Origin of the sequence: Sporosarcina koreensis (assembly GCF_042655825.1) — a bacterium.
Taxonomy (GTDB): Bacteria; Bacillota; Bacilli; order Bacillales_A; family Planococcaceae; genus Sporosarcina; species Sporosarcina koreensis.
In genome coordinates this window covers 285662-306764 of the sequence record NZ_JBHSNP010000002.1, presented here as the reverse complement: position 1 = coordinate 306764, position 21103 = coordinate 285662, and the positions used below count along the sequence as shown (strand labels likewise).

Below are 21103 nucleotides of genomic sequence, written 5' to 3'. Positions count from 1 at the left end.
ATCCAATTGTGTAAATTAATTCATCAAACCGTTTGATCTTCAGCCATGAGATTCAATGCATCTGTTGGTTGCATATCGTCATCATCATCGAGATCTCGCATTTCGATTTCTTCGAATTCTTCCGTCAGCATCTTCACGTCCAACCCAAGGCTTTGCAGTTCTTTGATCAATACTTTGAATGATTCAGGAACGCCTGGCTGCGGAACGCTTTGGCCTTTGACAATCGCTTCGTACGTTTTCACACGGCCGACGACGTCATCCGACTTGACGGTAAGAATTTCTTGCAATGTATACGCGGCACCGTATGCTTCAAGCGCCCACACTTCCATCTCTCCGAAACGCTGTCCGCCGAATTGGGCTTTCCCTCCGAGCGGCTGTTGTGTAACGAGCGAGTATGGTCCAGTCGAACGAGCATGCAGCTTATCGTCGACCATATGCGCAAGCTTGATCAAATACATGACGCCGACAGATACGCGGCTATCGAATGGTTCACCTGAACGGCCATCGTAAAGGATCGTCTTTCCGTCGCGGTTCATGCCCGCTTCTTCCATCGTCGTCCAGACATCCTCTTCGTTCGCACCGTCAAATACCGGCGAAGCCATATGAATGCCCAGATTCCGGGCAGCCATTCCAAGGTGCATCTCCAATACCTGTCCGATGTTCATACGGGATGGCACCCCAAGCGGGTTCAACATGACATCGATCGGCGTTCCGTCCGGAAGGTATGGCATATCCGATTCAGGCAGGATACGGGAAATGACCCCTTTGTTACCATGGCGTCCAGCCATCTTATCCCCTACGGATATTTTACGCTTCTGTACGATATACGCACGGACGAGCTGATTTACGCCCGGTGGCAATTCGTCTCCATCTTCACGATTGAACACTTTCACGTCAAGGACGATTCCGCCTGCACCGTGAGGAACACGTAATGAAGTATCACGTACTTCACGCGCTTTTTCACCGAAGATGGCATGTAGCAGCCTTTCTTCAGCTGTCAGTTCGGTCACCCCTTTAGGTGTCACTTTTCCGACGAGAATGTCACCGTCGCGAACTTCTGCACCGATACGGATAATACCGCGGTCATCCAAGTTGCGAAGGGCTTCTTCCCCAACGTTCGGGATATCCCTAGTGATCTCTTCAGGTCCGAGCTTCGTGTCCCGGGCTTCCGATTCGTACTCTTCGATATGGATCGAAGTAAAGACATCATCTTTCACAAGACGTTCGCTCATGATGATGGCATCTTCATAGTTATATCCGTCCCATGTCATGAATGCCGTGAGAACGTTGCGGCCTAACGCAAGCTCCCCTTTATCCATGGACGGTCCGTCTGCAAGGATGTCGCGCGGTTTCACACGATCTCCGACACTGACGATCGGACGTTGGTTATAGCAAGTCCCTTGGTTGGAACGGATGAAGTTATCGAGCCTGTAAATCGTCAAGTCGCCCTTCACTTCTTTGCCATCCACTGCCTCGATGCGACGAATGCGAATTTCCTTCGCTTCGACATGCTCGACGATTCCGTGGTATTTCGCAATAACGGCAGCCCCTGAGTCACGCGCTGACACGTGCTCCATACCCGTACCGACAAATGGGGCTTCCGGGTTCAACAAAGGTACAGCTTGACGTTGCATGTTCGCACCCATCAGGGCACGGTTCGAGTCATCGTTCTCAAGGAATGGGATACAAGCAGTCGCTGCAGAGACAACTTGTTTAGGAGATACGTCCATATAGTCGATCTGCTCGCGCTTGAACACTGTGTTATCCCCTTGGAAACGTCCGACAACTTCTTCATTTACGTAAGAACCGTCTTCGTTGAGCGGCGCATTCGCCTGCGCAACGACATAGTTATCCTCGATATCCGCAGTCAAATAATCGATTTGGTGAGTGACGCGTCCAGTTTCAGGGTCAACCTTCCGATAAGGCGTTTCAATGAAACCGAATTTATTCACTCTCGCAAATGTTGAAAGGGAGTTGATCAATCCAATGTTCGGGCCTTCCGGCGTTTCAATCGGACACATACGGCCATAGTGGGAATAGTGGACGTCACGGACTTCCATGCCCGCGCGCTCCCTCGTCAAACCACCAGGTCCCAATGCAGACAGACGTCGTTTATGCGTCAATTCGGCAAGCGGGTTCGTCTGATCCATGAATTGAGATAGCTGGGAGCTACCGAAGAATTCCTTGATGGAAGCAATGACCGGTCTGATATTGATCAATTGCTGAGGCACGATCGATTGTGTGTCATTGATGGACATACGTTCTTTAACGACACGTTCCATACGGGATAATCCGATTCGGAATTGGTTTTGCAGCAATTCACCAACCGAACGTAGACGACGGTTTCCGAGATGGTCGATATCATCCGTATTTCCTACTCCATGCAACAAGTTGAAGAAATAGCTGATGGAAGCGACGATGTCCGCAGGTGTAACATGTTTCACCGACTCATCGATGCCCGCATTCGAAATGACATTGATCACTTGCTTCTCTTCGCTCTTCGGAGCATAGATCTTGATCGTCTGGATTGTGATGTCATCTTCCAGCACTCCGCCGACATGCGATACTTCCTGGATGCCGACACCTTTTTCAAGATGAGGCAATAGGCGATCCAACGTCCGTCGGTCTAGCAACTGATCCTTCTCAACTAGAATTTCACCTGTTTCCGGGTCTGCAAGTGTTTCCGCAACTGTTTGGTTGAACAGACGGTTTTGCAGATGAAGCTTCTTGTTCATTTTATAACGGCCTACGTTCGCCAAATCATACCTTTTCGGGTCGAAGAAGCGGGAGTACAGCAGGCTTTTGGCGCTGTCCAATGTCGGCGGTTCGCCGGGACGGAGACGCTCATAAATTTCAAGCAACGCCTTTTCTGACGTTTCCGTGTTGTCCTTTTCAAGCGTATTGCGCAAATACTCGTTGTCTCCGATCAAATCGATGATCTCTTGATCCGTTGAAAAACCAAGCGCACGGAGAAGGACGGTAATCGGCAATTTACGGGTACGGTCGATTCGGACATGAACTACGTCTTTCGCGTCAGTCTCATACTCAAGCCATGCACCGCGGTTCGGAATGACAGTCGCCGCAAATCCACGCTTACCATTCTTGTCCGTCTTATCATTGAAGTAGACACTCGGGGATCGGACGAGCTGGGATACGATAACCCTTTCCGCACCGTTGATGATGAACGTTCCGTTTTCAGTCATAAGCGGGAAGTCACCCATGAAAACGTCCTGTTCCTTCACTTCTTCAGTTTCCTTGTTATGCAATCGCACTTTTACGCGGAGCGGCGCTGCATACGTTACGTCACGCTCTTTCGATTCATCAACAGGGTATTTCGGTTCACCAAGTTGATAATCAATGAATTCCAACGAAAGATTACCTGTGAAATCCTGGATCGGAGAAATATCACGGAACATTTCCCGCAATCCTTCTTCCAAGAACCACTCATAAGATGCCGTCTGGATTTCAATCAAATTCGGCAGCTCGAGAACTTCATTGATCCGCGCGAAACTTCTGCGCTGACGGTGTTGACCATACTGAACTAAATGACCTGTCAACTCTTTCACCCCTCAAAACAATATTAGTCCTTTGCGAAATCATAAAAATAGTGTATGATATCGAAAAAACAAAAAGAAAACGAGTTCTGGCAAGAGCTCATTTTCGGTTTAACAATCTTTTATCCATTGCCAGTATGCCTTAGATTTCCAAAACTTATGCAAAAGGGCACACGACCGCATTATATTATTTATGCATTTTACAATACTAGCACAAGAAAACACTCAGGTCAAGGTTTTTTGGGCTTTAAGTATGAAATATCCTTTTTTCTTCTCCACGGTTTCCACATTTCCGAAAGTCTCCGTCAAATGCGCCATTGTGGAAGGGGCCCCTTGCTTCTTCTGAATGACGACCCATAGTTCTCCTCCGGCAGCCAATTTCGAAAAAGCGCCATCATAGATTTTGAATACCGTCTCTTTTCCTGCCCGGATTGGCGGGTTCGTCAATATTGCGGCGAAGCCTTCCGCCTCTACAGCCGACAATGCATCGCTCGGATAAACCGACACATTCCGTATGCTGTTCAAATCAGCATTTTCTTTCGCGAGCGCCATCGCCCTTTCGTTGACATCGACCATTTGGATGTTCCGATCCGGAAAAGATGCGGCGATCGATAATCCGATAGGTCCATATCCGCAGCCGACATCCAGCACGTCGCCTTCCACATCAGGCATAGTGAACGTTTCCGCTAACAGGCGGGAACCAAAATCCACTTCCCCTTTGCTGAATACACCTGCATCCGTCTTGAAACGCAGACGCTTGTCGCGCAATGTCGCTTGCCATTCCTTCGGATCACTTTTAACTGCTGGATTTTTAGAATAGTAATGTTCAGACATACTGATCCTCCTTCCTCCCGAAAGGTTGCCCATTTTTCTTTGAAGATAAAAAAACGAAGAAAAGCCCGTCCAACATGACGAGCCTTTCTTCATTATTCAAAAATTACTTAACTTCTACGCCAGCGCCAACTTCTTCAAGTTTCGCTTTCATTTCTTCAGCTTCTTCTTTAGAAACGCCTTCTTTGATTGCTTTTGGAGCGTTATCAACTACTTCTTTCGCTTCTTTCAAGCCTAGGCCAGTAAGTTCGCGAACGACTTTGATAACTTTGATTTTTTGATCTCCTGCAGATGCAAGAACTACGTCGAATTCAGTTTGCTCAGCAGCAGCTTCACCAGCACCTGCTCCGCCAACCATTGCAACTGGAGCTGCAGCAGTTACGCCGAATTCTTCTTCGATTGCTTTTACAAGGTCGTTCAATTCAAGAACTGTCATTTCTTTAATCGCGTCAAGGATTTGTTCTTTAGTCATTATGTTTTCCTCCTAAATAGGTTTTGTTTTGTCGGGAATCATCCCGCAGATTTTTGTTCAGGCCGCTTGAGTAAACTTAAGCGCCTTGTTCCTCTTTTTGCTCTGCAACTGCTTTTGTTGCAAGCGCGAAGTTGCGCATTGGAGCTTGTAGAACGCTGAGTAGCATGGAAAGAAGTCCTTCGCGGGATGGAAGATCTGCCAATGCTTTAATATCTTCAACAGAAGCGACGTTTCCTTCAATCACACCTGCTTTGATTTCAAGCTTGTCGTTCTTCTTAGCGAAGTCGTTAAGGATTTTAGCAGGAGCAACAACATCTTCAGTAGAGAATGCGATTGCGTTTGGACCTACCAAATGCTCATTCAACCCTTCAAGTCCAGCTGTTTCAGCAGCACGGCGAGACATTGAGTTTTTGTAAACTTTGAAGTCGATGCCTGCTTCACGAAGCTGTTTACGAAGTTCCGTAACTTGGCTCACGTTAAGACCACGATAGTCAACTACGACAACGGAAACTGCAGATTGCAATTTGCCTGAGATCTCTTCAACTATCGCTTGTTTAGCTTCTAATACTTTGCTCATCTTGACACCTCCTGTAAGAATTCGGGTCATTCATACCGATATGAAAAGCCCTCGCGATCCACAAAGTAGACCACGAGGGCAGAAAAGTCGTCATCTTTAAAAAGAAAAGAGCGTCTTGTCCTCGGCAGGATGATTAAGCGAAAGTTCGCCCCTGCTGTCTACGGTACAAATGATTTAGTTAACAACAAACGAAATCTTACTATAAGATTTCAAGCTTGTCAATAATTTTATTTTACAACTACAGTTGACGGATCAATTTTAACCGCAGGACCCATTGTAGTCGTGATGTTCACTGACTTCATGTAAGTTCCTTTAGCTGCAGCCGGTTTAGCTTTTTGGATTGTTTCAAAAACAGTTTTGAAGTTTTCTTCAAGCTTTTCGTTATCGAAAGAAGCTTTTCCGATTGGAGCGTGGATGATACCCGCTTTGTCCGCACGGTATTCAACTTTACCTGCTTTGATTTCCGCAACAGCTTTCGCGACATCGAATGTCACTGTGCCTGTTTTAGGGTTTGGCATCAAGCCTTTTGGTCCCAATACGCGACCGATTTTACCAACTTCGCCCATCATGTCCGGAGTTGCGACGATAACGTCGAAATCGAACCAGCCTTGTTGGATTTTAGTGATGTACTCTGCATCGCCTGCATAGTCTGCGCCAGCAGCTTCCGCTTCTTTCAATTTTTCGCCTTTAGCGAAAACTAGAACGCGTTGAGTTTTACCAGTTCCGTTTGGAAGCACGACTGCTCCACGGATTTGCTGGTCGTTTTTACGAGTGTCGATCCCAAGACGGAATGCGACTTCAACAGTTGCGTCAAAGTTGACTGTGCTTGTTTTCTTTGCAAGCTCGATCGCTTCTTTCAAGTCATATGCTTGTGTGCGATCTACTAGCTTCGCCGCCTCAGTGAATTTTTTACCTCTTTTAGCCATTAAAATTTCCTCCTCGTTTGTGGTTTTAACGGATTATACCTCCCACGAATAAGGGTTGCGTGTTCCAAGGAACAAGCGCAACCCCCACTACAAAGAAACACGATATGGAACTATCGCGATCAGTCTTCGATCGTGATTCCCATACTGCGTGCAGTACCTTCAACCATTGCCATCGCCGCTTCAACCGATGCTGCGTTAAGGTCCTCCATCTTTTGTTCTGCAATTTCGCGAACTTTATCACGTTTTACAGTAGCTACCTTCTTTTTGTTCGGTTCGCCTGAACCTTTTTGAAGATTAGCTGCAACTTTCAGCAATACTGCTGCTGGTGGAGTTTTTGTAATAAAAGTGAATGAACGGTCCTCAAATACAGTTATTTCAACAGGAATGATTAGACCTGCTTGATCCGCTGTACGTGCGTTGAAATCTTTACAGAATCCCATGATGTTGACACCCGCTTGACCAAGTGCCGGTCCAACCGGTGGAGCTGGGTTAGCTTTACCTGCAGGGATTTGCAATTTTACGATTTTGGTTACTTTTTTAGCCACGAGACACACCTCCTTAAGTCCGTGATGTGGTAATTGGGTTGCCCCTCCCACTCAATATGTGCCTGCCGGTTTCATCCGGTAGAATTTGGTTAATCCGTCCAGTCTGTTTTTCGTTTACAGTCTGACCTTTGAAATGATACCACTATTATGCTCGTCTTGCAAGTGGTAATCTCTTATATTTTTTCAACTTGTTCAAAGTCAAGTTCCATGATTGTCTCTCTGCCGAACATGTCGACGGAAACACGGACTTTCCCTTTGTCCTGATCGATTTCTTCCACTTTTCCTTGGAAGTGCGCGAACGGACCGTCGAGTACTTCGATCACTTCGCCTACTACGAAGTCAGCTTCAGCTTTCCGTTCTTTCATGCCCATCTGTTTCAGGATGAAATCGACTTCTTCCGGTAGAAGCGGCGTCGGTTTTGCGCCTCCGCCGGATGATCCGATGAAGCCCGTGACGCCAGGTGTGTTCCGGACGACGTACCAAGAGTCGTCTGTCATGATAAGTTCGACGAGGACGTACCCCGGGAATGTTTTTTTCATGACTGTGCGTTTTTTGCCATCTTTGAAGTCTGTTTCTTGTTCTTCAGGGATGACGACGCGGAATATTTTATCTTGCATTCCCATCGTCTCAACACGTTTTTCAAGGTTGGCTTTCACTTTATTTTCGTAGCCTGAATATGTGTGGACGACGTACCAATTTTTCTCCATTTCCATAATGACGTAGGACTGTGTGTCCGTCCCTCCTTTTAAGATCTTAGTAATAAATTCCCCGTATATAAGCCGATTACACAATATATTTCAGAGAAATGAAAAAACCCGTTCATGTAAGAAGACGGGATATTTTTCAACAAGGATTATTCATGCTGTCCTATTATAACGCAAGATACCATTCCATTACTTCTGAAATGCCCAAATCGACAAGACCGAAATAGACTGCCATGAAAACGACTGTTACGATAACAACAATCGTATAGCGTGTCAATTCTTTCCGCTTCGGCCAGCTGACCTTCCGCATTTCAGAGACGACATCTTTTAAAAAGCCGGTTACCTTACCCATTCAATCGTAGACCTCCGAACACTAAGTATATTACTGCAACTAGATTGTTTGTTTATGTTCTGTATGTTCATTGCATTGATTGCAAAACTTTTTCACCGTGAACCGGACCGTTGTCTGTTTATTCCCCGCGGGGATTACATAGTTTCTTGACCCGCAACGATCACAGCATAGAATCAGCTTTTTAGACATTTTTTCACCTTGAACTTCCATCGTGCAACGATTGTCGACAGTCTAAGTATATAGTCATTGCCTTGCTAAAGAGTACCACCTAATATTCATGCTGTCAACATGATGGAAATTGGTTGGCAACTCGTTCCGGACCCGCTTCAATGTACGGCATCCACCTGCATATGCCGTTCCAATTTCCGCTTGATGCGCTGCAATGCATTGTCCACGGATTTGACTTGCCGATTCAACTCGTCCGAGATTTCCTGATAGGATTGCCCTTCCAAATAGAGTGATAGGACCTGCTTTTCAAGCCCGCTCAGCACTTTGTTGATTTCCCCCTCCATATGGATGAAGTCTTCTTTATGAATCATCAAATCTTCCGGATCATCTAGTTCGGAACCAGAGATGACGTCCAGCAAAGTGCGGTCGGATTCCTCGTCGAACACGGGCTTGTCCAACGATACTGAAGTATTCAGCGGAATGTGCTTCTGCCTTGTCGCCGTCTTGATGGCTGTGATGATCTGCCTTGTAATGCACAGCTCCGCAAATGCCCGGAATGAAGCAAGCCGATCAGTCCTGAAATCGCGGATTGCTTTATAGAGGCCGATCATCCCTTCCTGAATGATATCTTCCCGATCGCCGCCCATCATGAAATATGAGCGCGCTTTCATTTTGACGAAAGATTGATATTTGGTAATAAGAAAATCCAGCGCGTCCGTGCTGCCTTCATGAATACGAACTAAAAGCTCTTCATCGGATAAACCGGTGAAATCAGTAATACCCCCTTGAACGTATACATTTCCCGCCAATCACCACACCCCGATTCGTTATTGCCATTTCAATCAGTATACCGTATGGAAAATTTTTGCGTCAACCGTTCATTTCGTTCCTCGACGCCATTTTTCAAATATTTCTGCCACCTCGTCGGACAGTTGAATCTTTGAAAACGGTCGTTCCTCTTGGATTTCCTTTACTTTTTTCGTGATCAATTTATCGATTTCATTCATTTCAATTTCTAGCTCGCGAGCAGATTTACGGAGGGCGCCTTGTGCAAAAATGACCCATTGCTCCGTTAAATCGGATGTGGCGACGTGAATTTGCACCCGGCGGCCGCTCAACTCGGATACCATCTTTTCGATCCGTTCATCCGCTGTTTCATTTTCACGGGTGAAAACGACTTCGACTTTATGCTTCCAATCCTTCTTTTCGATTCCCCGGCTCAAATGCGCATCGAACAGGACAATGACACGCCAGCCTGTATGCGCCTTATATTCCGCCATCCGTTCGATGAGCCGGTCGCGGGCTGCAGCGAGGCTTTCAACCTTCAACTTTCTCAATTCCGGCCATGCTCCGATGATGTTGTATCCATCGACGAGCAGTATGTCTTTTTTCATGACCCCGGCGTTTGGGGCTTGCGTTTGCGCAACACTTCATACATAAGCAAAGACGCCGCAACAGAAGCATTCAAGGACGTCACATGACCGACCATCGGCAAGTGATAGAGGAAGTCGCATTTCTCCTTCAGAATGCGGGACATCCCTTTTCCTTCGCTGCCGATGATGATGGCTAAGGGCAACGTCGCGTCCATCGAACGGTAATCTTGTGAGCCTTGTGCATCTGTCCCTGCAATCCAGACGCCTGCTTTCTTCAATTCCTCCACCGTCTGCGACAGATTGTTCACGCGGACGACAGGGACATGCTCGATCGCCCCTGTGGACGCTTTTGCAACGACTCCCGTCAAACCGACCGAACGCCGCTTCGGGATGATGATGCCATGCACGCCCGTAGCGTCCGCTGTCCTAAGGATGGAGCCGAGATTATGCGGATCCTCCAGTTCATCAAGGATGAGGAAGAAAGGATCCTCGCCGCGGTTTTTCGCGATAGCGAATAAATCATCCAGTTCCGCGTAGGAATAGGCGGCGACCGAGGCGATAATGCCTTGGTGGTTCACGTCAAGCATGCCGTCCAGCTTCTGTTTCGGCACCGCCTGGACGATGATTCCCGTTTTTTTAGCCAATGACAGGATTTCGCCGATGCTTTTTTTATTCAACCCTTCGGCAATCCAGATCTTATTCAGTTCCCTGCCGGAACGGAGCGCTTCTACAACAGGGTTTTTGCCGCCGATCAATTCCGTTTCCTGGTTTGTCATGATGCACCCTCCTCATTCGGATTTTCGATGAACTGCATTGTCTTGCCGATGATTTCCCCTACCCGATCATTCCTGCCGAGCAAATATAAATAGCCTAGGACCGCCTCGAATCCGGAGCTATGGTTGTAGGTCACGACGTCGGTGTTCTTCGGGACCGACCCTGATTTCGCATTCCGCCCGCGGCGCAGGACCGCCTCCTCCTCTTCGGTCAAGAAGCCGGTTTCCTGCATCATCTTGACGGCAGATGCCTGTGCTTTGGCGGATACATACCGCGTTGCCTCCTTATGCAGGATGTTCGGCTTCACTCGGCCAGAGCGCAGCAAATGCTCACGTACCGCCTGCTCGTAAACCGCATCTCCCATATAGGCGAGTGCAAGGGCGTTCAGCTGCTTCACGTCCATGTCGCGTAATGTGTACACGCCGCTCATCCCCTTTTCCACCGTGTGCCTTGGGCGGTATCCTCAAGGACGATTCCCTTTTCCTTCAGAAGATCCCTGATTTCGTCCGCACGGCTGAAATTCCGTTCACGGCGTGCAGTCAAGCGTTCTTCTATCAACCCTTCGATTTCATCGTCCAAGAGCTCTTCCCCACTGAACGGCAAGCCGAGCACTTCCATGAGCTTGTCGAATGCGGAAATGAAATATTCGAGGACAGCTGTTTGCGTGTTTTTCTCCAACAGATAAACGTTGGCTGTTTTCACGAGCTCGAAAATGGCTGCAATGGCGTTCGCCGTATTGAAATCGTCGTCCATCGCGACTTCAAATTGCCGGACCGCGCCGTCCACCTTATGTGTCCATATGTCCTGGTGATCTCCAAGATCAGCGGATGTGCCTAACCGGTGCTTCAAGTTGTTGTAGGCCGTTTGGATGCGGTCCAGTCCATTCGCGGCGCTCTCAACGAGATCCTGGGAGAAGTTCACCGGATGACGATAATGGACGGATAGCATGAAGAATCGAAGCACTCTCGGATCGATCTGCTTACGGATATCATTTACGAGAATGAAGTTCCCGAGCGACTTCGACATCTTTTCATTATCGATATTAATATAGCCGTTATGCATCCAGTACCGGGCGAACTGTTTTCCTGTCATCGCTTCAGACTGCGCAATTTCATTTTCATGATGCGGGAATGTCAAGTCCTGCCCGCCTGCGTGGATGTCAATCGTATCGCCCAAATGCTCCCTTGCCATGACGGAGCACTCGATATGCCAACCCGGTCTGCCAGGGCCCCATGGGCTATCCCAGGCGATTTCCCCTTCCTTCGCCGATTTCCATAGCGCGAAGTCGAGAGAGTTCTCTTTAATACCGCTTTCTTCGATGCGCGCACCGACTTTCAGTTCATCGACCGACTGATGGGATAGCTTGCCATAGCCGTCGAACTTGCGCGTGCGGTAATAGACATCTCCTTGCGCTTCATAAGCGAATCCTTTATCCACGAGCACTTGAATGAATGCGATGATGTCATCGATATGCTCCGTCACACGCGGGTGGGCGTCCGCTTTACTGCAGCCGAGAGCCCCGACGTCCTCGAAGTAGGCGTTGATGAAGCGTTCAGTCAATTCCCCGACCTCTTCGCCAAGCTCATTCGCCGTATTGATGATTTTGTCATCGACATCTGTGAAGTTGGACACATAATTGACGTCATAGCCGCGATACTGCAAATAGCGGCGGACTGTATCAAATACGATGACCGGTCTCGCATTGCCGATATGAATGTAGTTGTAGACGGTCGGTCCGCATACATACATTTTCACTTTCCCTTCTTCCAACGGAATGAAAGGCTCCTTCTTCCGTGTCAATGTATTATAAATTTGAATACTCATCGGTTTTCCCTTCTTTCTTTTCAAGTTCTTCAATTCGTCTCTTCAAAAATGCAATCTCGTCTTCCAACCGGTTGCACGTATCCTCAACAGGGTCCGGCAAATTCCGGTGGTCATGTTTATCCCTTACCCGTACACCGTTTGTCACGACAACTTTGCCCGGTATGCCGACGACTGTCGAATCGGCAGGTACATCGATCAAAACGACCGATCCTGCCCCGATCTTGCTGTTTTCACCAATTGTAATGGAACCAAGCACTTTCGCTCCCGAAGCGACAAGTACATTATTGCCAAGAGTCGGGTGGCGTTTTCCTTTTTCTTTGCCCGTTCCGCCCAATGTCACGCCTTGGTACAGCGTAACGTCATCACCGATTTCACAAGTTTCCCCAATGACAATCCCCATGCCATGGTCAATGAATAAGCGCCTGCCAATCGTCGCGCCGGGATGGATTTCGATGCCTGTGAAAAAGCGGCTGATCTGTGAAATGAGTCTTGCCAGAAACAACAGATTCTTTTTATAGAATGCATGCGCAATCCGGTGCGCCCACACTGCATGGAGGCCGGAATACGTCAGCACCACCTCAAATGTGCTGCGTGCAGCAGGATCTTGTTCAAATATGCAGTGGATGTCTTCCTTCATCCTCCGAAACACTGTTTTTTCGACCTCCGTTTCTAATTTCCGCACAACACAAAAAGCGTCCCTGTCCATGACTAGACAGAGACGCATTGTATGCGCGGTTCCACTCCGCTTGGAAGGAGTTTCTCCCCTTCCCGCTTGACGCCTGTAACGCTGGCGATGCGTCCGGCCTACTTGTTCGTTCGGCACGGCGCTCAAAGGGGCATTTCCACATTGCAGAGGCACAGGTCACTTACAGCCGGTGATGACCCTCTCTGGAGAGCATGCGATGTGTACTTCTCCTTATCAAAGCTTTCGAGTCTTTTTTATTGAATGTACGTCAATTGTACATCGATAATGCCTAAAGTCAACTAAATGATTTTATGCCTGGGCGTATTTTGAAACGCGTTCAATCGCCTTTTCTTTGCCGATCAACGCGATGGAATCTGGCAATTCAGGACCGTGCGTCTGTCCAGTTGTGACAACGCGGATCGGCATGAATAGATTCTTCCCTTTATGGCCAGTTTCCTTCTGCACTTCTTTGATCGCCGCTTTGATCGAAGCGGGATCGAATGATTCAAGCGCAGCCAATTGACGTTGGAACGATGCCATCACTTCCGGAACTTGTTCGCCTGCAAGAACTTCCTTGGATTGTTCATCATATTCAATATGGTCATTGAAGAATTGGGCGGTCAATTCGACGATTTCAGCCCCAAAGCTCAATTGCGCCTGGTAAAGGGCAATCAGGTCATGGACCCAGTTGCGCTCCTCTTCCGTCATCTCTTTGCTCACACGTCCCGCAGCCTGAAGATGCGGCAACGTCAATTCGATCACTTCGTCCAGGCTAAGCTTCTTCACGTATTGGTTATTCATCCACGTGAGCTTCGTCTTATCGAACATGGACGGCGATTTGGACAAGCGGCTTTCGTCAAAAAGCTTGATCAATTCATCATGTGTGAAAATCTCTTCTTCCCCGCCCGGCGACCAGCCAAGCAATGCAAAGAAGTTGAACATCGCTTCCGGCAAGTAGCCAAGATCCTTGTACTGGGAAATGAACTGGATGATCGACTCATCCCGCTTCGAAAGCTTTTTGCGCTCTTCATTGACAATTAACGTCATATGTCCAAAACGCGGATACTCCCAGCCGAACACATCGTATACCATCAATTGTTTTGGCGTATTCGTCAAATGCTCTTCACCGCGGAAGACGTGGGAGATTTTCATTAAGTGGTCATCGATGACGACCGCAAAATTGTATGTCGGGATGCCATTCGCTTTCACAAGCACCCAGTCGCCGACATCCTTCGATTCGAACGCCACTTCCCCACGCACGAGATCATCCACCGTGTATGTGACGTTTTCAGGTACACGCATGCGGATTGTGTAAGGCATGCCCGCTGCTTCCTTTTCAGCGACTTCCTCTGCAGTCAGATTGCGACAAGTGCCCGCGTACATCGGCGCGGCGATTCCGGAAGCCTTCTGTTTTTCGCGCTCAGCTTCAAGCTCCTCCGGCGTACAGAAACACTTATAGGCATGCCCCCCGTCAAGCATGTCCTGCGCATATTTCGTATACAGGTCAAGACGCTCCATTTGGCGGTAGGGACCATACTCCCCGCCGACATCAACAGACTCGTCATGATGGATTCCAAGCCACTTCAAATTATCAAGTTGGGACAGTTCTCCCGCTTCGATATTCCGCTCCGTGTCAGTATCTTCGATGCGGATGATGAATTTCCCGCCATGGTGTTTTGCGAATAGGTAGTTGAACAATGCTGTCCGGGCTCCGCCGATATGTAAATGGCCGGTCGGGCTCGGCGCATAACGTACACGTACTTCTGTTGTCATTTGAGTGCATCTCCGTTCTTGATTAATTCAAGTGTCATTTTATCACTGCTTCATCCAATTTGAAAGGGCTCAGTCTTTCAAGAGAAGGATTGTCGCCATCGAGGCGATCCCTTCTTCCCTGCCGACGAATCCAAGTTTTTCGGTCGTCGTTGCTTTGACGTTCACTTGCGTTACATCCGCATTCAGCAACTCTGCAATACGGGCACGGATCGTTTCTATATGCGGCGCCATTTTCGGCCTTTGTGCCATGATCGTGCAATCGATATTGCCCAACCGGTAGCCTTTCGACTCTACAATTTCCCACACTTTTTGAAGAAGGATCGCTGAATCCGCATCTTTGAATGCTTCGTCGGTGTCCGGGAAATGCCTGCCGATATCCCCTTCCCCGATTGCTCCGAGCGCAGCGTCCGTCACCGTATGCAATAAGACATCCGCGTCGGAATGCCCCGTCAATCCTTTTTCGTAAGGAATCGTAATGCCGCCGATGATCAGTGGCCGCCCTTCCTCAAACTGGTGCACGTCAAACCCTTGTCCTATCCGAATCATTGAAAATCCTCCTGCCGTCTCTGTTTCAAGAGGACCTCTCCAAACAGGAGGTCCTCTTTCGTCGTCATTTTTACATTATCATAAGTACTTTCCACAACTTTTACCGGGTGTCCCAGCCGCTCGACAATCATCGATTCATCCGTTCCGAGGAACCCCTCGGCTTCGGCTTTATCAGATGCTTCCTTCAAAAGTTCATAGCGGAATGCTTGCGGCGTCTGGATCGCCCAAAGCTTCGAACGGTCCACCGTCTCTTCGACGATGCCGTCCGGCGCAACTTTCATCGTGTCCTTCACCTGGACACCCGCTATTGCGGCACCATCCTCTCGGGCAACTTCGACAAGCTTACGGATGACATCCCTCTTGATGAAAGGTCTCGCCGCGTCATGCACGAGGACGATCCCTCCCGATCGATGCGCATCGATGCAAGCCGCCACGCTTTGCTGCCGCTCCGCTCCGCCTTCGACGAGCGCAGCCACTTTCGTAATGCCGAAACGTTCAAGCATCTCTTCGATTTTCGGCTTTTCCTCGTCTTTTACGGAAAGGATCATTCCTGAACAATCCGGATCCTGTTCGAACACATCCAATGTGTGGATGAGGATCGGCTTGCCGGCCATCTCCAAAAACAGCTTGTTGAACCCGGCACCCATCCGCCGGCCGCTTCCCGCTGCGGGGAGCAGTACTGTATATGTCTCCATCTTCGTTCCTCATCTTTCTTCAATGCGCCTTTGCGGTCTTGCCGTTCTTCGGCTTCGCGAAAATCATCCTGCCCGCAGAAGTCTGCAAGACGCTTGTAACGATGACGTCGATCGCATTGCCGATATGCACCCTTCCATCTTCAATGACGATCATCGTGCCATCATCCAAATAGGCGACGCCTTGGTTATGCTCCTTCCCATCCTTGATGACAGCAACATGCATCTCTTCACCAGGGATGACGACAGGCTTCACCGCATTCGCCAGATCATTGATGTTCAATACCGCCACACCATGCAAGTCCGCCACTTTATTCAAATTGAAATCATTTGTAACGACCTGGCCATTCATGCTCTTCGCGAGACGAACAAGCTTCAGGTCGACTTCCGCAACATCCGCAAAATCTTCATCGGTAATCAAAATGCTCGGCCCGTCATCCGTTTGCAACCGTTTCAGGACGTCAAGGCCGCGCCGACCTTTAGTACGCTTCAATGAATCGGACGAATCCGCGATATGCTGAAGCTCCGTCAATACGAATTGCGGCACGACGAGAAGCCCTTCCAGAAATCCAGTCGACGCGATATCCGCGATTCTTCCGTCGATAATAACGCTCGTATCCAAAATCTTATGATGCTTGGCATCCGGCTGACCCGCGGCCTCTCCGCCATCCCTCTTTTTCGGACTGCTGTTCCTTGCGGTAAAAATAGCGTGGGAAAACTCCTCACGTTTTTTGAAGCCGACCTGGAAACCGAGGTATCCAAGAAGAATGGAAAGCACTACTGGCAGAACTGAAGTGATAAAAGGGATTTCAAGACTGCTCAGCCCGAAGCTGACAAGAAAAGCGACACTCAATCCGACCATCAGACCAATCGTCCCGAACAGCAAATCGAAAATAGGAGCCTTCAACAGACGATCTTCCATCCATTTGATGAAATTCACGATCGGGTCTGCGATGAAAAGGCTCAGCAAATATAAAATAAGTGCACCTAGGACAGCAGCTACGTAAGGATTGTCAACCATCGGCTTTGAAGTAAAGGAAGATAAAGTGAATAAATACGGTAAAAATAATACGCCGAGCGTTCCCCCGATTAGCAGCAGTCCGATCTGAACCACTCTTTTCAACATGTACAACACCTCCATTCCTTACTGATAACTATACACGTTTTCCATATCCTTCGCCGTTTTGAGCCATCAAACTCAATGTTTTCCCAACAAGTATAGGACAATGGAAAAGCCCCGGAAGTTCCTTGCATCGCAAAATCAGGGATATGGGACTTCCTATCAAAGTCCCATACCCTTGCCTTATGTCATGAAAATGCGATGTTCAATGCTTCACTTATCGTTTCGACACCGACAACTTGAATCCCTTCCGGAAAGTCCCAGCCGCCGATATTGGATGAAGGGATGATGACCTTCTCAAAGCCGAGCTTCGCCGCTTCCGTCACGCGCTGTTCGATACGGGAGACGCGGCGAACTTCGCCCGTCAAGCCCACCTCGCCGATGAAGCAGTCCGTTGCTCCGGCAGCCGCATCCCTGTAGCTTGAAACGATGCTCACAAGGACGGCCAAGTCGATTGCAGGCTCGTCAAGCTTCACGCCCCCAGCGACTTTAATATAGGCATCCTGTGCTTGCAAGAGCATTCCCATCCGCTTTTCCAGGACGGCCATCAGCAGGGAGACACGGTTTTGATCGATACCAGTCGCCATCCGCTTCGGATAGTTGAAGCTCGATGGCGTCACAAGCGCCTGGATTTCGACGAGGATGGGACGGGTCCCCTCCATCGACGCGACGACAGTCGATCCCGCTCCACCCTGAGACCTTTCCCGCAGGAACAGCTCGGAAGGATTCAACACTTCCTTCAAACCGGATTGCAGCATTTCAAAGATCGCGATTTCATTCGTCGAGCCGAAGCGGTTCTTCACACTACGCAAAATCCGATACGTATGATGACGCTCCCCTTCAAAATAAAGGACAGTATCCACCATATGCTCGAGAAGGCGCGGACCTGCAATTTGTCCGTCTTTCGTCACATGGCCAACGATGAAAATGGCGATGTTTTGCGTCTTCGCGATGCGCATCAATTCAGCCGTACATTCCCGCACTTGTGAAATACTGCCCGGCGCGGACGTCACTTCGGGATGGTGGATCGTCTGGATCGAGTCGGCAATGACAAATTTCGGTTTCACATCATTGATCGTCTCGTGTATTTTCGCAAGATCCGTCTCTGCGTAGATGAACAGCTCATCCGACGCAACACCGAGACGTTCGGCGCGCAGCTTTGTCTGCCTGATTGATTCCTCACCTGATATGTAAAGGACGCGTTGCTTTTGATTCGCGAGAAGTGAAGACACTTGCAACAGCAATGTTGATTTTCCTATGCCCGGATCTCCGCCGATCAAAACAAGCGAGCCCGGCACGATCCCCCCGCCAAGCACCCGGTTCAGTTCCCCGAGTTCTGTTTTGACCCTTGGCTCCTCCATCGTTTCAATTGCACTGATCGGCATCGCTTTCTGCTGGATGCTCGCAGTATGTTGAAACGCACCGCGCGGACCTTTGCTTACAATTTCGACTTCCTCGTCCATCGTATTCCATTCGCCGCAGCCGGGGCATCTCCCCATCCACTTCGGGGATTCGTAGCCGCAGTCCCTGCACATGAATTTTGTTTTCCGTTTTGCCATATTACCCTCCATATACGAAAAGGACAGCCCTTTCCCGTAGATAGCGAACTCTACGGGAGGGCCATCCTATTATTGTTTTTCCGTCACTGCAACGCGGTCCGTCTTGACGACGAACTCGCCATCCTCTACATCGACGATGACTGTTCCGCCCGTCAGGACTGTTCCGCTCAACAGCTCCTCTGACAAGCGGTCTTCGACATGTTTCTGCAATGCCCGGCGCAACGGCCGTGCACCGTAATCCGGGTCATATCCCTCTTCAGAGATTTTCAATTTAGCATCATCCGTCAACTCAAGCGTAATATCCTGCTCCGCAAGACGCTTCGTCAGCTCATTCGACATGAGCGTTACGATTTCACGCAAGTGCTCCTTCTCAAGCGAGTGGAAGACGATCATTTCGTCGACGCGGTTCAGGAACTCCGGACGGAACGCCTTTTTCAACGCTTCTAGCATCGTGGATTTCATATCCTCATAGTCACGTTCGCCGTCTTGCAAATTGAAGCCGACGTAACGGTTCGATTTTAACGTTTCCGCTCCGACGTTTGACGTCATGATGACGACCGTATTGCGGAAATCGACTGTGCGGCCTTTCGAATCCGTCAATCTTCCATCCTCAAGAACTTGTAGAAGAATATTGAAGACATCTGGATGCGCCTTTTCGATTTCATCGAGCAAGACGACCGAGTAAGGCTTTCTACGGACTTTCTCAGTCAGTTGACCACCTTCGTCGTATCCGACGTATCCCGGAGGCGAACCGACAAGCCTTGACGTCGCATGCTTCTCCATATACTCGGACATATCGATGCGGATCATCGCATCCTCATCCCCGAACATTGCTTCCGCAAGAGCTCTAGCCAGCTCGGTCTTCCCGACGCCAGTAGGTCCGAGGAAGATGAATGACCCGATTGGGCGCTTCGGATCCTTCAATCCTGCACGGGCTCTCCGGATCGCCCTTGAAATGGCTGTTACAGCTTCTTTCTGCCCGATGACGCGTTCATGCAGAAGGCCTTCCATATTCAACAGCTTTGCGGTTTCCGTCTCGGCAATTTTCGCGACCGGAACTCCCGTCCACATTGCCACAACTTCCGCAATATCGTTCACTGTCACTTCCGATTCTTTTTTCCCTTGCTTCTCTTTCCATTCCGTCTTCGTCGTTTCGAGCTCTTCCTTCATTTTCTGCTCTTTATCGCGGAATGATGCCGCCTTTTCGAATTCCTGGCTTTGCACCGCGGCATTCTTTTCATGGCGGATCGCTTCCAGCTTCGCTTCAAGCTCCTTCAAATTCGGAGGCGTCGTATACGAACGGAGACGTACTTTCGATCCCGCTTCATCGATCAAGTCGATCGCCTTATCCGGCAGGAAGCGGTCTGAGATATACCGATCTGACATTTTCGCAGCTGCCTCGATCGCTTCATCCGTTATTTTCACTCGGTGGTGTGCTTCATAGCGATCGCGCAATCCTTTGATAATCAAGATCGTCTCTTCGACAGTCGGTTCATCGACCTGGATCGGTTGGAAACGTCTTTCAAGCGCAGCGTCTTTTTCAATATATTTACGGTATTCATCAAGCGTCGTGGCACCGATGCATTGCAATTCCCCACGGGCGAGTGACGGTTTCAGAATGTTGGAAGCATCGATCGCCCCTTCGGCTCCGCCAGCCCCGATCAGTGTATGCAACTCATCAATGAATAGAATGATATTGCCCGCTTGACGGATTTCCTCCATCACTTTCTTCATGCGGTCCTCGAACTCTCCTCGGTATTTCGTACCCGCGACGACCGTTCCCATATCCAGTGTCATGACACGTTTATCACGCAGGATTTCGGGCACTTCATTATTGACGATCTGAAGTGCAAGCCCTTCCGCGATTGCCGTTTTACCGACACCCGGCTCCCCGATCAATACAGGGTTGTTCTTCGTACGGCGAGCCAACACCTCGATGACACGTGTAATTTCCTTGCTGCGGCCAATGACCGGGTCAAGCGTCCCTTCACGCGCCACTTCCGTCAAGTCACGGGCAAGGCTGTCGAGCGTCGGTGTGGAGGCGGATGATGAAGTGCCTTGATTGCCGACGGAACTGTCATTGCTTCCGAGCAATTGGAGCACTTGCTGCCTTGCACGGTTCAAGCTCACTCCCGCATTATTCAATACGCGGGCAGCAACCCCTTCCCCTTCACGGATGAGCGCCAACAGAATATGCTCCGTCCCGATATAGGAATGGCCGAGCTTACGGGATTCATCGACAGATAGCTCAATGACCTTTTTCGCTCTTGGTGTGTAATGGACGATGGGTCCGACTTCCTTCGATCCGGATCCAACGAGTCCTTCCACCCCTTTTTCAATCGTATCGAAACTGACGTCGATCGCTTCCAATGCTTTTGCAGCGATGCCGCCGCCTTCCCGAATGAGACCCAATAAAATATGCTCAGTACCGATGGATTCGTGTTTCAGTCTGATCGCTTCTTCTTGTGCAAGCTGCAAGACTTTCTGCGCCCGCTGTGTAAAACGATTGAACATCATATTCTTCCACTCCTTCTCTAGTAACGTCCATCCTGTCCCCACTTGAAATGTGCGGATTCCTTTTACTTTATTCGAATGGATCATGAAGCAATCCAATTCCAACAAATTGAC

The 21103-nt window shown here is 49.1% G+C and carries 21 protein-coding genes and 2 other annotated features; all 21 genes read right to left on the bottom strand.

Annotation, left to right across the window (positions count from 1 at the left end; translation table 11 throughout):
- Positions 1–23 precede the first annotated feature (23 nt).
- The 21 genes from rpoB to clpC all read right to left on the bottom strand — a co-directional run bounded on the left by rpoB (position 24) and on the right by clpC (position 20992).
- The gene (rpoB, locus tag ACFPTP_RS01505) at positions 24–3566 is read right to left on the bottom strand and encodes a DNA-directed RNA polymerase subunit beta (protein WP_381441633.1); all 3543 of its coding nucleotides are present in this window, start codon (positions 3564–3566) and stop codon (positions 24–26) included.
- A gap of 213 nt (positions 3567–3779) precedes the next feature.
- On the bottom strand, positions 3780–4388 hold the full coding sequence (locus tag ACFPTP_RS01500) for a class I SAM-dependent methyltransferase (RefSeq protein WP_381441631.1): 609 nt from the start codon (positions 4386–4388) through the stop codon (positions 3780–3782).
- 103 nt (positions 4389–4491) lie between these two features.
- The gene (rplL, locus tag ACFPTP_RS01495) at positions 4492–4857 is read right to left on the bottom strand and encodes a 50S ribosomal protein L7/L12 (protein ID WP_060203392.1); all 366 of its coding nucleotides are present in this window, start codon (positions 4855–4857) and stop codon (positions 4492–4494) included.
- A 76-nt stretch (positions 4858–4933) separates the two neighbouring features.
- Positions 4934–5434 carry a 50S ribosomal protein L10 gene (rplJ, locus tag ACFPTP_RS01490; protein ID WP_381441629.1) on the bottom strand — a complete coding sequence of 167 codons (501 nt, stop codon included), beginning with the start codon at positions 5432–5434 and terminating at the stop codon, positions 4934–4936.
- Positions 5435–5466: 32 nt separating this feature from the next.
- Positions 5467–5616, bottom strand: a sequence feature (ribosomal protein L10 leader region).
- A 45-nt stretch (positions 5617–5661) separates the two neighbouring features.
- On the bottom strand, positions 5662–6360 hold the full coding sequence (gene rplA, locus ACFPTP_RS01485; RefSeq protein ID WP_381441628.1) for a 50S ribosomal protein L1: 699 nt from the start codon (positions 6358–6360) through the stop codon (positions 5662–5664).
- Positions 6361–6479: 119 nt separating this feature from the next.
- The gene (gene rplK, locus ACFPTP_RS01480) at positions 6480–6905 is read right to left on the bottom strand and encodes a 50S ribosomal protein L11 (RefSeq protein ID WP_191693394.1); all 426 of its coding nucleotides are present in this window, start codon (positions 6903–6905) and stop codon (positions 6480–6482) included.
- A gap of 173 nt (positions 6906–7078) precedes the next feature.
- Entirely contained in the window at positions 7079–7612 is a 534-nt protein-coding gene (nusG, locus tag ACFPTP_RS01475) for a transcription termination/antitermination protein NusG (RefSeq protein WP_381441626.1), read from the bottom strand.
- 163 nt (positions 7613–7775) lie between these two features.
- Entirely contained in the window at positions 7776–7961 is a 186-nt protein-coding gene (gene secE / locus ACFPTP_RS01470; RefSeq protein ID WP_381441624.1) for a preprotein translocase subunit SecE, read from the bottom strand.
- 39 nt (positions 7962–8000) lie between these two features.
- Complete coding sequence (gene rpmG, locus ACFPTP_RS01465; protein WP_251695529.1) at positions 8001–8150, bottom strand: 50S ribosomal protein L33; 150 nt, start codon at positions 8148–8150, stop codon at positions 8001–8003.
- A gap of 137 nt (positions 8151–8287) precedes the next feature.
- The gene (gene sigH, locus ACFPTP_RS01460) at positions 8288–8938 is read right to left on the bottom strand and encodes an RNA polymerase sporulation sigma factor SigH (protein WP_381441623.1); all 651 of its coding nucleotides are present in this window, start codon (positions 8936–8938) and stop codon (positions 8288–8290) included.
- Positions 8939–9007: 69 nt separating this feature from the next.
- Positions 9008–9523 (bottom strand): NYN domain-containing protein, encoded by a 516-nt coding sequence (locus ACFPTP_RS01455; RefSeq protein ID WP_381441622.1) that lies wholly within the window; start codon positions 9521–9523, stop codon positions 9008–9010.
- The gene (gene rlmB / locus ACFPTP_RS01450) at positions 9520–10278 is read right to left on the bottom strand and encodes a 23S rRNA (guanosine(2251)-2'-O)-methyltransferase RlmB (RefSeq protein WP_381441620.1); all 759 of its coding nucleotides are present in this window, start codon (positions 10276–10278) and stop codon (positions 9520–9522) included. The genes ACFPTP_RS01455 and rlmB overlap by 4 nt, the downstream gene beginning before the upstream one ends.
- Positions 10275–10697, bottom strand: a complete 423-nt coding sequence (locus ACFPTP_RS01445) for a Mini-ribonuclease 3 (RefSeq protein WP_408020207.1) — start codon at positions 10695–10697, stop codon at positions 10275–10277. Before ACFPTP_RS01445 ends, rlmB begins: the two co-directional genes overlap by 4 nt.
- 5 nt (positions 10698–10702) lie before the next feature.
- Entirely contained in the window at positions 10703–12100 is a 1398-nt protein-coding gene (gene cysS, locus ACFPTP_RS01440) for a cysteine--tRNA ligase (RefSeq protein ID WP_381441618.1), read from the bottom strand.
- Positions 12081–12749, bottom strand: a complete 669-nt coding sequence (gene cysE / locus ACFPTP_RS01435; protein WP_381441616.1) for a serine O-acetyltransferase — start codon at positions 12747–12749, stop codon at positions 12081–12083. Before cysE ends, cysS begins: the two co-directional genes overlap by 20 nt.
- Before the next feature lie 62 nt (positions 12750–12811).
- Positions 12812–13032: a binding site (T-box leader), on the bottom strand.
- Between the two features lie 62 nt (positions 13033–13094).
- Positions 13095–14558, bottom strand: coding sequence for a glutamate--tRNA ligase (gltX, locus tag ACFPTP_RS01430; RefSeq protein WP_381441615.1), 1464 nt, complete (start codon positions 14556–14558; stop codon positions 13095–13097).
- A 69-nt stretch (positions 14559–14627) separates the two neighbouring features.
- Entirely contained in the window at positions 14628–15104 is a 477-nt protein-coding gene (ispF, locus tag ACFPTP_RS01425; RefSeq protein ID WP_381441613.1) for a 2-C-methyl-D-erythritol 2,4-cyclodiphosphate synthase, read from the bottom strand.
- Positions 15101–15799 (bottom strand): 2-C-methyl-D-erythritol 4-phosphate cytidylyltransferase, encoded by a 699-nt coding sequence (gene ispD, locus ACFPTP_RS01420; protein WP_381441611.1) that lies wholly within the window; start codon positions 15797–15799, stop codon positions 15101–15103. Before ispD ends, ispF begins: the two co-directional genes overlap by 4 nt.
- 19 nt (positions 15800–15818) lie before the next feature.
- A complete protein-coding gene (locus tag ACFPTP_RS01415; RefSeq protein WP_381441610.1) occupies positions 15819–16922 on the bottom strand; it encodes a PIN/TRAM domain-containing protein in 1104 nt (367 codons plus the stop codon).
- Positions 16923–17104: 182 nt separating this feature from the next.
- Positions 17105–18475 carry a DNA repair protein RadA gene (gene radA, locus ACFPTP_RS01410; RefSeq protein WP_381441608.1) on the bottom strand — a complete coding sequence of 457 codons (1371 nt, stop codon included), beginning with the start codon at positions 18473–18475 and terminating at the stop codon, positions 17105–17107.
- Between the two features lie 69 nt (positions 18476–18544).
- Positions 18545–20992 carry an ATP-dependent protease ATP-binding subunit ClpC gene (gene clpC, locus ACFPTP_RS01405; protein ID WP_381441921.1) on the bottom strand — a complete coding sequence of 816 codons (2448 nt, stop codon included), beginning with the start codon at positions 20990–20992 and terminating at the stop codon, positions 18545–18547.
- Between the last annotated feature and the right edge of the window lie 111 nt (positions 20993–21103).